This is a genomic window from Aquimarina sp. MMG016 (assembly GCF_018100805.1).
Taxonomy (GTDB): Bacteria; Bacteroidota; Bacteroidia; order Flavobacteriales; family Flavobacteriaceae; genus Aquimarina.
Genome location: NZ_JAGJEA010000003.1, coordinates 93,485 through 107,728, shown reverse-complemented (window position 1 = coordinate 107,728; position 14,244 = coordinate 93,485). Strand labels below are relative to the sequence as shown.

The following is a 14,244-nucleotide window of genomic DNA, read 5'->3' as shown; positions in this document are numbered from 1 at the left end:
TTATAAGGTTGCTAGTTTAGCTTTTTTGTTACTGATAATTAATAAGATGGTTCCCATAAGAATAAATGGTATGCTAAGTATTTGTCCCATATTAAGTATCATACTGTTTTCAAATGCGACTTGATTTTCTTTAGAAAACTCAATTATAAATCTAGCTGTGAACATCAATATTAAGAATACTCCAAAGATAAAACCATTTTGACGAACAAAGAGTTTCTTTTTATAGAGATACGATAATAATCCAAAAACCACTAAAAAAGAAAATGCTTCGTATAGCTGTGTGGGATGTCTGGGTATCATATCATCTCTTACGAAAATAACCCCAAAATTTCCTTCGGTTGGTTTTCCATAGATTTCAGAATTCATAAAATTACCTAAACGGATAAAAGCACATGCTACCGGTATGCCGATACTTACTCTATCCATCAGCCAAAGAAAAGGGGTCTTAGTTTTTCTGATATATAGAAAAATAGTGGTTAGAATTCCTATTGCAGCACCATGACTAGCTAGTCCTGCAAATCCGGTAAAACGCCAGTTGCCGTCTGTGATTTGAAACGGTAATAAAATCTCTAGAGGATGTTTAGAGAAATATGCAAAATCATAAAAAAGACAATGCCCAACTCTAGCCCCAATAAGAGTTCCTATAAAAAGATAAGTCGAAAGTTTTTCCAGGTTTTCTACAGGGATATTTTCAGATGTATAGATTCGTTTTACAACTTCATAAGCCAGTAATAACCCTATAACAAAGAATAATCCATAGTATTTTATAGGAAAAGTTCCAAACAAAGTAAAAATCTCAGGGTCAATATCCCAGTGTATAGGTTCCATAAGTTTTTGACTTAGTAATATAATTCGTCTGTCCTGAGATTAAGGAAACGCTGTGTAGCAAAGAAAGTACTAACCCATGTAATTAATACACCAATTCCAAAAACCCCTAAGAATAAAATGACCAATAAGATTTCATCATCTAGTAGAGCCAATTCAGGAAATGTTTTGTTAAGGTAATATAACACAACAGCAACGCCAATCAAAGCCACGGCAGCACCTATCATTCCTAGACGAACACTTTTCCAAACAAAAGGTTTTCTGATAAAAGCTTTGGTAGCACCAACCATCTGCATGGTTTTAATGATAAATCGTTTAGAATATACAGATAGACGGATAGAACTGTTGATTAATAGGACAGCAATAAAAGTAAAAAGCCCACTAATCAATAATACCCAAAAACTAATACGTTTAATATTGTCATTAAGAAGTGAAATCAAGGGTTGATCGTAGATCACTTCATCCACAAAATTCTTTTTAATAAGGGAAGCATTAATTTCTTCAATCTTTGCCTGGTCCACAAAATCAGCTTTCAGGTATACATCAATCGAATTCTGAAGTGGGTTGTACCCTAGAAAATCCATAAAATTTTCACCAATGTCTTTACTGTGTTCTTCGGCAGCTTCATCTTTAGAAATGAATGTTGTTGATTTGGTATATTCTGCAAGAGCTAGGCTTTTCTCCAGCTGTTTGATTTCTACTTGTTTTGCAGTGTCTTTGAGATAAATCGTAAGCGCAATCTTCTCTTTAAAATGATCTGCAACCTTTTTAGTGTTTAATACTAAAAGACCTAATAAACCCAATAAAAAAAGTACTAGAGAAATACTAATGACTACGGAAAAATATGAAGAAATTAGTCGTCGTTTTTGATACTTTTCAAAAGATGAGCTCATAAATAATCAATTTGCTGGTAAAAATAATAAATTAATCTTGTTGCAAAACAGGATCTCAGGATTATGATGTTTTAATTAACTTTGATATATGAGTAACGTATAATAAGAATTAAAATTTTTGAAATCACGATAAAGATAAGGTTCCATAAAAAGAGTTTTTGAATTGTCTAAAACCTAAAAGCGAAGCGGTCTAAAATCTAATAATCTATATAAGTATGCATACAGTCATTGTTGGTATCGGAGGAGTTGGAGGGTATTTTGGAGGGAAAATTGCAGATTCAGGTCAAAAAGTAACGATGATCGCCAGAGGGAAACACCTGGAGGCTATCCAAAAGAATGGACTGCAGGTCAAAAGCATCAATGGAGATTTTATTACAACGCCATTTATGGTTACAGACACTATTGATGAGGTTGAGCAAGCTGATTTGATTTTGATTTGCACGAAATCCTGGCAAGTTGTGGAAGCTGCAAAAATGATTCGATCCATTTTAAAAGAAGATACGATAGTAATTCCGCTTCAAAACGGAGCCGATAATGCAGAAAAATTACTTTCGGTATTAGATTCGAAACATGTGGTTGGGGGATTGTGTAGAATCTATAGTAAAATTGAAGCTCCTGGAGTCATTTCACATTTCGGGTTTCCTCCGGAAGTTGTTTTTGGAGAATTAGATAAAACCAAAACCGAAAGATTGCAAAAGGTTAAAGAAGTATTTGACAAAACAGGATTTAATAACAGAATTTCAGATGATATTCTAGTGGATATCTGGAGCAAGTTTATGTTTATTGCTACGGTGAGTGGTTTAGGAGCTTTGACCAGAGCAACGATTGGCGAAATGTTTGGACATCCTGAATTAAACAAAACACTGAGACAAACCGCAACCGAAATTTATGAAATTGGAATTGCCAAAGGAGTTGCATTACCCGATGATATTGTAGATAAAATTATGTTTTTTATCGGCAAGCAACCTTATGATTCCACTGCTTCTACCCAAAGAGATATAATGGAACACAGACCATCAGAGTTAGATAATTTTAATGGTTTTATTGTCAAAGAAGGAAAAAACTTAAATATTTCAACTCCTACTAACGCTTTTATCTATGCCTGCCTCCAACCTATGGAAGCTAAAGCCAGAAAAAAATGATTCCTTCCTGGTGGAATGTAACCGAAGGCCGGGAGGTGTTATTTGTCTACCTCCAATGACAGTTTTATTTCTACTTTCCCTCAACCGATAGGGGCCAAAGTTCTGGAATAGACCTGCAAGGTTTTCAAAACCTTGCAGGTCTGATCAAAAAACCTTGAGGGTGTAACATAAAATCGTAAATTTGCGGTCTTAAATTCAGATCATGAGTTACGATTTTAATACTATTGAAGCCAAGTGGCAGAAATATTGGGCGGATAACGGAACGTTTAAAGCAGAGAATGGAAGTGATAAACCAAAATACTATGTACTGGATATGTTTCCATATCCATCTGGTGCAGGTTTGCATGTAGGGCATCCGTTAGGTTATATCGCTAGTGATATCTACGCACGATATAAACGTCATAAAGGATTCAATGTATTACATCCGCAGGGATACGACTCTTTTGGATTACCGGCAGAGCAATATGCAATCCAAACAGGTCAGCATCCTGCAATTACTACTAAAGAAAATATCGCTCGTTATCGTGAGCAATTGGATAAAATAGGCTTTTCATTTGATTGGAGTCGTGAAGTAAAAACCAGTGACCCTACCTTTTACAAATGGACACAATGGATCTTTACGGAGCTTTTTAATTCTTGGTATGATACTGATGCAGATAAAGCAAGATCTATTGATGAATTAGAAAAAATCTTTGCTAAAGATGGGAATTCTAAAGTCAATGCAGTTTGTGATGAAGATGTAACGATTTTTTCCGCTGAAGATTGGAATGGTTTTTCTTCTAAAGAAAAGCAAGAAGTATTACTAAAATATAGATTAACGTATTTAGCAGAAACCGAAGTAAACTGGTGTCCAGAATTGGGAACAGTTCTAGCTAATGATGAAATCGTAAACGGAGTCTCGGAACGTGGTGGATATCCTGTGATTCGTAAAAAGATGACACAGTGGAGTATGCGTATTTCTGCATATGCACAGCGGTTATTGGATGGATTGAATACTATCGATTGGCCTCAGCCCTTAAAAGATTCACAAACTAATTGGATTGGTCGTTCTGAAGGAGCACAGGTAGAATTCAGAATTCAGAATTCAGAATTCAGAATTGAGGTGTTTACTACTCGTCCTGATACTATTTTTGGGGTAAGTTTTATGACATTAGCTCCGGAGCACGAATTAGTTCAAAAAATCACTACTCCAGAACAAAAAGCTGAAGTAGAAGCATATATCGAAGCTACTGCAAAGCGAAGTGAGCGTGACCGCATGGCTGATGTAAAAACCATTAGTGGTGTGTTTACAGGTGCCTATGCAGAGCATCCGTTTACCAAAGAACCTGTGCCGATTTGGATTGGAGATTATGTATTGGCAGGTTATGGAACTGGTGCTGTGATGTCAGTACCTTGCGGAGATCAGCGTGATTATGATTTTGCAAAACATTTTAATATTCCTATCCCTAATATTTTTGAAGGGGTAGATATTTCTGAAGAAGCTTTTGCAGATAAAGACAATACGATTATAGCCAATTCAGACTTTTTGAATGGCTTGAAATACAAAAAAGCAGTGAAAACTGCTATTTATGAATTAGAAAAACTAGGGCAAGGAGAAGGTAAGATCAATTATAGATTGCGTGATGCGGTGTTTAGTCGTCAGCGTTATTGGGGAGAACCATTTCCAGTATATTATGTAGACGGGATGCCGCAGATGATTGATTTGAAGCATTTACCGATAGCATTACCGGAAGTAGAAAAGTATTTGCCAACCGAAACCGGTGAACCACCATTAGGTCGAGCGGATATTTGGGCATGGGACACCGAAAAGAACGAAGTAGTTGATAATAATCTAATAAATCACACTACTGTTTTTCCTTTGGAATTAAATACGATGCCGGGTTGGGCAGGAAGTTCATATTACTTTAACCGATATATGGATCCTCATAATGAAGATGAGGTGTTTTCGCAAGAAGCAATTAACTATTGGAAAGATGTAGATTTATATATTGGAGGAAGCGAACATGCAACAGGTCACTTGTTATACGCACGTTTTTGGCAAAAGTTCTTATTTGATAGAGATGTGGTACCTGTGGATGAATTTGCTAAAAAGTTGATCAACCAGGGAATGATTTTGGGAACGAGTGCTTTTGTTTATAGGCTTAGTTTTTCAGATCGTTCAGATAGTCTTGAAATTACTCATTCTGGTAAAAGGATTTCTGAAAAAGATAGATTTGAAATAAAGAATTTTATCCATAAATATGATAATAAAATATTGGTTTCTTATGGTTTAATCAAAAATGAAAAGTTATTTGACTTTGAAGGTGGTGGGCAAGCGAATTACTTTGCGCTCTTTCTTGAAGTACGAAAGGAAATAGTTTCCAGATTTCCTCAATTAAAAAATATTGTTGAAGCTATATCCATTACTAGTTCTAAAATAAACGTGGATATTTCTCTTTTGAAAGGGCTAACTAATGAGTTAGATGTTGATCTTTTTAGAAATGATGAAAAGTATAAAGAATATCAGGATGCTACATTTCTTTTAAAAGACAATAAATACGTAGTTAGCCGCGAGGTAGAAAAAATGTCCAAATCCAAATACAACGTAGTTAACCCAGATGGTGTCTGCGAACAATATGGAGCAGATAGCTTACGTTTATACGAAATGTTCCTTGGGCCATTGGAGCAAGCTAAACCTTGGAATACAGCAGGAATTACAGGAGTACATAATTTCTTAAAAAAATTATGGAAACTCTACCATTCCCCCTTAGAAGGGGGTCAGGGGGATGTCCTGAACGTTTCGGATACAGAACCTACTAAAGATAATCTTAAGACATTACATAAGACGATCAAAAAAGTTGAGGAAGATATCGAGAACTTCTCTTTTAATACTTCGGTAAGTACTTTTATGATTGCGGTTAATGAATTGACTGCTCAGAAATGTAATTCCAGGGCTGTTTTGGAGCCGCTATTAGTATTGATTTCACCTTATGCTCCGCATATTGCAGAAGAGTTGTGGTCAAAACTAGGACATAGTGAGTCTATCTCAACAGCATCATTTCCTGTTTTTGAACAAAAGCATTTGGTAGAAAGTGCTAAGATATATCCAATCTCTTTTAATGGTAAGACACGTTTTACGATGGAGTTGCCATTAGATTTAAGTAAAGAAGATATCGAAGCTGCGGTGATGGCACATGAAAAAACACAACAACAACTTGCCGGTCGAGAACCTAAAAAGGTAATTGTAGTGCCTGGTAAAATTGTCAATGTTGTTGGATAGCAAAAAAAGAGAAATTTTTTTGTCAGTCTGAGCTTGTCGAAGACTTTTTATTCAGGAATATTAAAGCCCTTCAACAAGCTCAGTGTGACACTAGACTTTTAATTGTCTTTTAGAAATAAAATATGATTGATGCCATAGAAATCCTTGGATTGGTAGCTGCTACACTAACTACAGCAGCTTTTTTGCCACAAGTATATAAAACCTGGAAGCTAAAATCTGCAGATAGTTTGTCACTATCTATGTTGTTAATTTTTGTTTCGGGAGTGCTTTGCTGGCTGATTTATGGCTTTTTGATTGATAGTTTACCAATAATTTTAGCTAACTTAGTTACTGCTATTTCAGGATTTCTACTACTGTATTTTAAATATCGATATAAAAATTGATATAAATTATTAAGGTCTTCTGTTTTTTAACAAATTAAATGAAAACCCGATAAAATTATTGATAAGATATTTTTAGTATGTGATTTATTGTTTTATTTCAGAAAAACTTCTATTTTCGACCAAAAATTAAGAATATGATAATTGGTGTTCCTAAGGAGATCAAGAATAACGAGAACAGAGTGGGTGTTACGCCTGCAGGAACAATGGAACTTGTTAGACATGGTCATACCGTTTTCATACAGCAGGATGCTGGACTTCAAAGCGGATTTAGTGATGATGAATATATCAATGCTGGAGCAAAGATTTTACCGACTATTGAGGAGGTATATCAAACTGCAGAAATGATCATTAAAGTAAAGGAACCCATAGAACCAGAATATAAATTGATTAAAAAGGATCAATTACTATTTACATATTTTCATTTTGCTTCTAGCGAAGTGTTAACCAAAGCTATGATTGATAGTGGTTCTGTTTGTATTTCTTACGAAACTGTAGAAGACCCTGATCGCAGCCTGCCGTTATTAACTCCAATGAGTGAAGTAGCTGGTAGAATGTCTATACAACAAGGCGCAAAATATTTGGAAAAACCTTTAAAAGGAAGAGGAATTCTTCTTGGGGGTGTTCCTGGAGTAGCTCCGGCTAAGGTTTTGATTCTTGGAGGAGGAGTTGTAGGAACTCAAGCTGCTAAAATGGCAGCAGGAATGGGTGCTGATGTTACGATTTTGGACATTAGTGCAAAAAGAATGAGATATCTTGATGATGTGATGCCTGCAAATGTGAATACTGAGTATTCTAATGAATATACGATTCGTAAGCATATTAAAACATCAGATCTTATTGTTGGTGGAGTATTGATTCCTGGGGCAAAAGCACCAAAATTGATCACTCGCGACATGTTAAAAGAGATGCGTCCAGGAACTGTATTGGTTGATGTTGCCGTAGATCAAGGAGGTTGTTTTGAAACAACAAAGCCTACTACTCACCAGGATCCTGTGTATATTATTGATGATGTAGTGCATTATTCTGTGGCAAATATGCCAGGTGCAGTGCCATATACGTCAACTTTGGCATTAACTAATGTCACTTTGCCATATGCAGTGCAATTGGCAAATAAAGGCTGGAAAACTGCTTGTGTAGAAAATAAACCGCTTAAAAAAGGATTAAATGTTATTGGTGGAGATGTAGTGTATCCTGCAATTTCAGAGGTATTTGACTTACCTTTAAAAGATGTAGAAGCATATATAAATTAAACTCGACTTATTGGCTAACTCAAGTTTATTTAACCAAGAACCTCGCTATTATGGCGAGGTTTTTGCTTTATAAGTAGTAGTTTAAAAACACTTTTTTTATATTTATTAAGTGTAAATAGTATAATTATGATTTCAGGTTATTTAGGATATTATATAATTGTTGGAGCAATTGCTCTAATAAGTGGTTTGGTGAGTTCGCGTTTGAAAAGTAAGTTTAATCATTACTCAAAATTACATTTGCGAAATGGATTAAGTGGTGCTGAAATTGCTGAGAAGATGCTTAGAGATAATGGTATTACAGATGTACAAGTGATTTCTACTCCTGGAATGCTAACAGATCATTACAACCCTATAAAAAAGACAGTAAACCTTAGTGAAGGTGTGTACAATCAGCGTAATGCATCTGCCGCAGCAGTAGCGGCACACGAAGTAGGACATGCAGTACAGCATGCGACTGCTTATGGCTGGTTAACAATGCGTTCCAAGTTAGTTCCGGTGGTTAGTATAGCTTCCAAAATGTCTATGTGGGTAATTATGGGAGGTATTGCTTTAATGGCTAGTATGCAAATGGGGCAAACTGTGGCAATGATAGGATTAGGATTATATGCGACAAGTACGTTATTTAGTTTTATTACATTACCTGTAGAATATGATTCTAGTAAAAGAGCATTGGTGTGGTTAGAAAATACTAATATGCTTACGCAGGAAGAACACTCTGGAGCTAAAGATGCTCTGAAATGGGCAGCTCGAACATATGTTGTTGCGGCTGTAGGCTCACTTGCGACTTTATTATATTTTGCCTTGCAAATCTTAGGTAGGAGGGATTAAATTTTCTAATAATAAGAGAATTGCCTAATGGGTATAAATGTCTATGAGGATTTTTATATCTTAATCTGTCGATCAATTTGTTGATCTAATGAAATAAAAGTTTCTGTTCTTGATACACCTTCAATAGCCTGAATTTCTTTATTCAAAACGTTCATCAAATGTTCGTTATCCTTACATAAGATTTTAATAAAAATGGACCAGTTACCCGTTGTGTAATGGCATTCGATTACTTCAGGGATTTCTTGAAGTTGTTTTACCGCTTTAGGGTTACTCACTGCTTTATCCAGAAATACTCCAACAAAAGCCATGGTTTTATATCCTAACACTTTTGGGTCAATAATAAATTTAGACCCAGCTATAAGGCCTGAAGCTTCCAGTTTACGTAAACGCTGATGAATAGCAGCACCCGATATCCCGACTTTTCTGGCAATTTCTAAAATAGGTCTACGAGCATCCTCCATAAGGTTGCGAAGAATCTCTTTGTCAATACCATCGATTTTTAAATTACTATTTTGATCTTTCAAAGTAGAGCTGAATTACAGTTTGAAACCAAAAATACAAGAAAAGGTTTGAAAATGATATAGTTTTTAGATTAAATAGGTTTTAATTTTTACCAGAATTACAAAATATAGTAATGATTAAATTATAATTTTTTAATAGTATTCATAAGTCGGTTCACCCTTTCGCTCCGTCAGGATTATAACCTAGATAGTCACATTCTATTTCTTTGAAGATAATACCGTATTCTTCTAATTCTTTTAAAATAGGCTTGTACACTTCTTCTTTAATAGGGATTTGTACACCTGTTGAAGTGATTTGTTTATTAAGAATACGTAAAGCAGCCATAGCTACGGGCAAACCTACAGTTCGGGCCATTGCTGTATAGGTTTGGTCTTCTCCAATGCTCACCATAGTAGCATCAATTTGTTTTCGTTTTCCATGTAATTCATAACCGAATTTATGATACATGACAATCATATCCTTATCTCCTTTGTCTAATGTCCACTTATCCATTAAAATTTTCTGGAGAGCTTTAGCAGGCGTAGCATTAGGGATATCTATCTTTTTATTTGGATTAAATAGGTCAAGTTCTAATAATTTATCCCACATAATATCATCCTGATCTATTTTTAGGTAGTGGCGAAGCTTTAACTCTACAGAATCGGTTGGAGAATATGCCAAAAACGAGTTCGTAAAATCACGATAGCTCATATTTTCAGAATTGGCGAGAATATAATCATCTGCTGTCATCCCTAGTTGTACAAAGGTATTCCAGGCTCTTGAGAATCCTACTCGTCTAATGGTTCCTCTGTATAAAGTAAGAATATCATCTAATCCGTAAATACTTTGGTATTTTAAAGAGTTTCGATTGGCGTATGCTTCAAAACGACCGTAACCTTCAACTTCTAGAAATTCTGTTCTTCTGAATAATTTGTGATATGGAATATATTTAAAAGCGCCTTCCTGTAAAAACTCTGCTGCTCCACCTTGTCCGGCGACTACTACATTTCTCGGATTCCAGGTAAATTTATAGTTCCAAAGATTGGTATCGCTTTCCGGAGCTACCAAACCACCTGTAAAGGATTCAAAAAGAATGATTTTACCACCTTGATTTCTAATGCGATCAATGACTTGCATAGCGCTCATATGATCAATTCCCGGGTCTACACCGATCTCATTCATAAAAATGAGCCCTTTCTCCCGCACCTTCTGATCCAGAGCTTCCATTGCTGCGCTTACATAAGAGGCGGTAACCATATTTTTACCAAATTTCAAACAATCTTTGGCGACCTCAATATGGTACCTTGCCGGAAGCATTGATACTACTATATCTGCTTCTTGGATTGCTTTTTCTCTGGAGATTTTATCAAAAACATCCAGTACTATTGCTTTGGTATTTGAGTGATTTCCAGCTAGATTTGTGGCGCTCTTAATGGAGATATCTCCAATAGTAATATGTAAATTCTCTGATTGAGATTTGTCCTGAAAATATTTAATTAAAACGGCTGTAGATTTGCCGGCGCCAATAACCAGAATCTTTCGCATAGATGTATTTATTTTGATAACTTTGATGCGAATGTAATAAATAAGACACGAAAAAAAAGCTCATTTTTGATGTATTAATTATGTATACAGAGTAAAAATATATAAATCATAATATTTTAAGAATTTTAAGACCAACATATTGTAATAAAGCAATGAATAGAACGATTTTGATTACAGGAGCCATTTTAGGATTAATTGCGGTACTTTTAGGAGCTTTTGGAGCGCATGGATTAGAAAAATTAGTAGATGCGGATAGCATAGATTCTTTTACTACGGGAGTGAGATATCAAATGTATCACGCAATCGTTTGCGTCGTTTTGGGCAATATGACCATTTTACCCTCTAAATCACAGAAGAGAATATTCTATCTTTTCTTGGGTGGAATCACCCTTTTTTCGGGGTCAATATACCTTTTGGTAATAGATGAGGTTTTAGGAATTTCTTTATCAAGTATTGGTTTTATTACACCTTTAGGAGGTTTTTTGTTAATTTTTGGGTGGATTCTCTTTATTATTTCCCTATTTAAGATTAAGTAGTTTTTTTGACGGTTGGTGTAATTATTATTTATAATTTTGTACGACATAATTAACACAACATATTTTTATGGAATCACTGTATCCAATTACGAAAACGTTTTCGTTAAAGCATTACGGGATAAAAAATGCTACAATGCGCTACCAATTATCGCCTAAAGAACTTCAGGAAGAAGTAGTGCAAAAAGGTCAAGGGAGAATTACAGAATCAGGAGCACTGGCAATTAATACTGGTGAATTTACTGGACGTTCCCCAATGGATCGTTTCATTGTCAAAGATCATATTACCGAAGACAAGATTTGGTGGGGTGATATTAATATTCCTTTTGATCCTGGTGCATTTGATGCATTATATGATAAAGTAACTGATTATCTTTCTGGAAAAGAAATATTTGTACGTGACAGTTATGCTTGTGCAGATACAGATTATCGATTGAATATACGAGTAATTAATGAGTATCCGTGGTCCAATATGTTTGCTTACAACATGTTTTTAAGGCCTACCGATGAGGAATTGAAAAATTTTGATCCGGAATGGACAGTAATTAATGCTCCTGGTTTTATGGCGGATGCTAAAATTGATGGTACTCGTCAACATAACTTTGCGATTCTAAATTTTTCTAAAAAAATTGCATTGATCGGAGGTACCGGATATACTGGAGAGATCAAAAAAGGAATATTTTCTGCTTTGAATTTCATATTGCCGGTAGAAAAAAACTGTTTACCAATGCATTGTTCTGCTAATGTAGGCGATAATGGAGATACTGCAATATTTTTTGGGCTCTCAGGAACCGGTAAAACTACTTTGTCTACAGATCCTAATCGCAAGTTAATTGGTGATGATGAACACGGTTGGACTAAAGAAAATACAATATTCAATTTTGAAGGAGGTTGCTATGCAAAGGTGATTGATTTGTCTTCAGAAAAAGAACCTGAAATATATGCTGCTATAAAAGAAGGAGCAATTCTAGAGAATGTGATCATTAACGATGAAGGTGTTGTGGATTATGCAGATACTTCTATCACTCAGAATACCAGAGTGAGTTATCCCATACATCATATTGAAAACATACAAGAACCTTCTATTGGTAAGAACCCAAAGAATATATTTTTCCTAACGGCAGATGCATTTGGAGTAATTCCTCCTATCTCAAAGCTAACGCCAAGTCAGGCGGCTTATCACTTTATATCAGGATACACTGCTAAGGTGGCAGGAACAGAAGCTGGTGTTGTAGAACCTACTCCATCTTTTTCGGCTTGTTTTGGAGCTCCTTTTATGCCTTTGCACCCTGCTAAATATGCTGAGATGTTGATTCAGAAAATGAATGAAGCCGGAGTAAATGTATGGTTGGTGAATACGGGTTGGACCGGTGGACCTTATGGTGTAGGAACCAGAATTAAGCTTAAATATACAAGGGCAATGATTCAGGCTGTGCTTAATGGTGATTTAGGATTGTATTCTTATGATGATTATCATATTCATTCTGTATTCGGAGTAGCGCAACCAAGAACCTGTCCGGGTGTTCCGGATAGCGTTTTAAGTCCAAGAGCTACATGGAATGATGATGAAGCATATTATAAAACAGCATTTAAGTTAACAAATGCATTTAGAGAGAATTTTAAAAAGTTCGAGTCGTATGCCAATGAGGAAATCCGAAGAGGAGGACCACAGCGTTATGCATTTTAGATATAGAATATAGATATAAAGAAAAGGCCTGAAAATCGAATTTTCAGGCCTTTTTTATGTTTTAAAAAGTATTACTAATTACTTCTTGTTTACTTCTTTAATATATTTCTGAAGTGCCATGGTCATAGAAGGAGTTTCAGGAGTTGGAGCCTGTATATCAACTACTAATCCGTGTTCTTCTGCAGCTCTTACCGTAGAGTTTCCAAATACAGCAATACGAGTTTCGTTTTGTTTAAAGTCAGGAAAATTCTCAAACAATGATTGAATTCCAGATGGACTAAAGAAAACTAATACATCATAGAATACATTTCTAAGGTTAGATAAATCACTAACTACAGTTTTGTAAAAAACTCCTTGCTTCCAATCTATTTTTAGACCATCTAGAGTCTCAGGAATCAAAGGCTTTAATTTATCCGATGATGGCAATAAGAACTTCTCATTCTTATACTTTTTAATCAAAGGGGATAATTCTTGAAAAGTTCGCTTTCCAACATAAATTTTTCGCTTTCGATAAACTACATATTTCTGCAAATAGTAAGCAACTGCTTCGCTCTGACAGAAGTATTTAAGTGTATCAGGAACTTTGTACCTCATTTCTTCAGCAATTCTGAAGAAATGATCAACAGAATTACGACTAGTAAGAATTATAGCAGTGTATTGTGACAAATCCACTTTTTGTAATCTTACTTCTTTAGCATCAACTCCTTCAACATGAATAAAAGGTATAAAGTCTATTTTTACCTTTTCTTTTTCCTCCAGATCAAAATAAGGTGAATTTTCTACTTTAGGCTCTGGTTGTGAGACCAAAATTGTTTTCACTTTCATAAATATTCTTTTTGTAAAGATCCTACCAATTACTTAATAAGCTTATACAGTATAAAATACGGTGTAATTTCAAGAGCGCAAAGATACAAAATAAAATAGAACAAGTGATTTAAAATAATGTTTTCATTTTTCTTATAGGTAGAAATTAATACAATAAGGTTTAGTATTAATAAAATTATTAGCAGTACAATTAGCACAATTTTTGAAGGTATTGCAGTATATATGAAGATTATACTAAAAGGTAATAAAATTAGACCCAAAAAATTGCGATATGATATTTTATAAAATAAATAATCATCAATAATTGTATCCATAGAAAAAATTGTCGCAATAATTTTTTCGACTAATAGCTTACAAATAACAATCATTCCATAAACCGTAGCTATTTTTAGATATAGAAAAGCATTAGTTGTAGTGTTGTGTAAATCAAAAGTTTTCCAGCAGATATAGATAAATAAGGATATAGATATAATCTGAAAAGCAATTAGAATAATATTAAATGGGGTAGATATTTTATTAGACTTTTGTTGTAAAAGTATATATTTATTATTGTTGAAAAGCATTATAAAATCT

At 34.7% G+C, this 14,244-nt stretch carries 12 protein-coding genes; 7 read left to right on the top strand and 5 right to left on the bottom strand.

What is annotated here, in order from left to right; all coding sequences use genetic code 11:
- Positions 1 to 828: a prolipoprotein diacylglyceryl transferase gene (lgt, locus tag J8M14_RS06735; protein ID WP_211073835.1), complete on the bottom strand. Its 828-nt coding sequence runs from the start codon at positions 826 to 828 to the stop codon at positions 1 to 3.
- 11 nt (positions 829 to 839) lie between these two features.
- Positions 840 to 1,718, bottom strand: a complete 879-nt coding sequence (locus tag J8M14_RS06730) for a permease-like cell division protein FtsX (RefSeq protein WP_211073834.1) — start codon at positions 1,716 to 1,718, stop codon at positions 840 to 842.
- Positions 1,719 to 1,933: 215 nt separating this feature from the next.
- Between J8M14_RS06730 and J8M14_RS06725 the strand changes: the two genes are divergently transcribed.
- From J8M14_RS06725 to J8M14_RS06705, 5 genes are all read left to right on the top strand, one after another.
- On the top strand, positions 1,934 to 2,860 hold the full coding sequence (locus J8M14_RS06725) for a 2-dehydropantoate 2-reductase (protein WP_211073833.1): 927 nt from the start codon (positions 1,934 to 1,936) through the stop codon (positions 2,858 to 2,860).
- Between the two features lie 202 nt (positions 2,861 to 3,062).
- Positions 3,063 to 6,119, top strand: a complete 3,057-nt coding sequence (locus J8M14_RS06720) for a class I tRNA ligase family protein (RefSeq protein ID WP_211073832.1) — start codon at positions 3,063 to 3,065, stop codon at positions 6,117 to 6,119.
- Between the two features lie 122 nt (positions 6,120 to 6,241).
- A complete protein-coding gene (locus J8M14_RS06715) occupies positions 6,242 to 6,502 on the top strand; it encodes a SemiSWEET transporter (RefSeq protein ID WP_211073831.1) in 261 nt (86 codons plus the stop codon).
- Between the two features lie 134 nt (positions 6,503 to 6,636).
- Positions 6,637 to 7,752 (top strand): alanine dehydrogenase, encoded by a 1,116-nt coding sequence (ald, locus tag J8M14_RS06710; RefSeq protein WP_211073830.1) that lies wholly within the window; start codon positions 6,637 to 6,639, stop codon positions 7,750 to 7,752.
- Positions 7,753 to 7,878: 126 nt separating this feature from the next.
- Complete coding sequence (locus J8M14_RS06705) at positions 7,879 to 8,580, top strand: zinc metallopeptidase (RefSeq protein ID WP_211073829.1); 702 nt, start codon at positions 7,879 to 7,881, stop codon at positions 8,578 to 8,580.
- Positions 8,581 to 8,633: 53 nt separating this feature from the next.
- Here the strand turns inward: J8M14_RS06705 and J8M14_RS06700 are convergent, their stop codons facing one another.
- The gene (locus tag J8M14_RS06700) at positions 8,634 to 9,104 is read right to left on the bottom strand and encodes an Lrp/AsnC ligand binding domain-containing protein (protein ID WP_211073828.1); all 471 of its coding nucleotides are present in this window, start codon (positions 9,102 to 9,104) and stop codon (positions 8,634 to 8,636) included.
- A gap of 151 nt (positions 9,105 to 9,255) precedes the next feature.
- Positions 9,256 to 10,626, bottom strand: a complete 1,371-nt coding sequence (locus tag J8M14_RS06695) for a saccharopine dehydrogenase C-terminal domain-containing protein (RefSeq protein ID WP_211073827.1) — start codon at positions 10,624 to 10,626, stop codon at positions 9,256 to 9,258.
- 152 nt (positions 10,627 to 10,778) lie between these two features.
- On the opposite strand from J8M14_RS06695, the gene J8M14_RS06690 reads away from it, so the two are divergent.
- Complete coding sequence (locus J8M14_RS06690; protein ID WP_211073826.1) at positions 10,779 to 11,162, top strand: DUF423 domain-containing protein; 384 nt, start codon at positions 10,779 to 10,781, stop codon at positions 11,160 to 11,162.
- A gap of 67 nt (positions 11,163 to 11,229) precedes the next feature.
- Positions 11,230 to 12,846: a phosphoenolpyruvate carboxykinase (ATP) gene (pckA, locus tag J8M14_RS06685; protein ID WP_211073825.1), complete on the top strand. Its 1,617-nt coding sequence runs from the start codon at positions 11,230 to 11,232 to the stop codon at positions 12,844 to 12,846.
- 78 nt (positions 12,847 to 12,924) lie between these two features.
- Here pckA and J8M14_RS06680 read toward each other — a convergent pair whose 3' ends face one another.
- Positions 12,925 to 13,671: a uroporphyrinogen-III synthase gene (locus J8M14_RS06680; protein ID WP_211073824.1), complete on the bottom strand. Its 747-nt coding sequence runs from the start codon at positions 13,669 to 13,671 to the stop codon at positions 12,925 to 12,927.
- Positions 13,672 to 14,244: the final 573 nt, after the last annotated feature.

Bases quoted from the DNA above. Each gene is read 5' to 3' on its own strand.
- lgt (WP_211073835.1), bottom strand. From the start codon at position 828: ATGGAACCTATACACTGGGATATTGACCCTGAGATTTTTACTTTGTTT.
- J8M14_RS06730 (WP_211073834.1), bottom strand. From the start codon at position 1,718: ATGAGCTCATCTTTTGAAAAGTATCAAAAACGACGACTAATTTCTTCA.
- J8M14_RS06725 (WP_211073833.1), top strand. From the start codon at position 1,934: ATGCATACAGTCATTGTTGGTATCGGAGGAGTTGGAGGGTATTTTGGA.
- J8M14_RS06720 (WP_211073832.1), top strand. From the start codon at position 3,063: ATGAGTTACGATTTTAATACTATTGAAGCCAAGTGGCAGAAATATTGG.
- J8M14_RS06715 (WP_211073831.1), top strand. From the start codon at position 6,242: ATGATTGATGCCATAGAAATCCTTGGATTGGTAGCTGCTACACTAACT.
- ald (WP_211073830.1), top strand. From the start codon at position 6,637: ATGATAATTGGTGTTCCTAAGGAGATCAAGAATAACGAGAACAGAGTG.
- J8M14_RS06705 (WP_211073829.1), top strand. From the start codon at position 7,879: ATGATTTCAGGTTATTTAGGATATTATATAATTGTTGGAGCAATTGCT.
- J8M14_RS06695 (WP_211073827.1), bottom strand. From the start codon at position 10,626: ATGCGAAAGATTCTGGTTATTGGCGCCGGCAAATCTACAGCCGTTTTA.
- J8M14_RS06690 (WP_211073826.1), top strand. From the start codon at position 10,779: ATGAATAGAACGATTTTGATTACAGGAGCCATTTTAGGATTAATTGCG.
- pckA (WP_211073825.1), top strand. From the start codon at position 11,230: ATGGAATCACTGTATCCAATTACGAAAACGTTTTCGTTAAAGCATTAC.
- J8M14_RS06680 (WP_211073824.1), bottom strand. From the start codon at position 13,671: ATGAAAGTGAAAACAATTTTGGTCTCACAACCAGAGCCTAAAGTAGAA.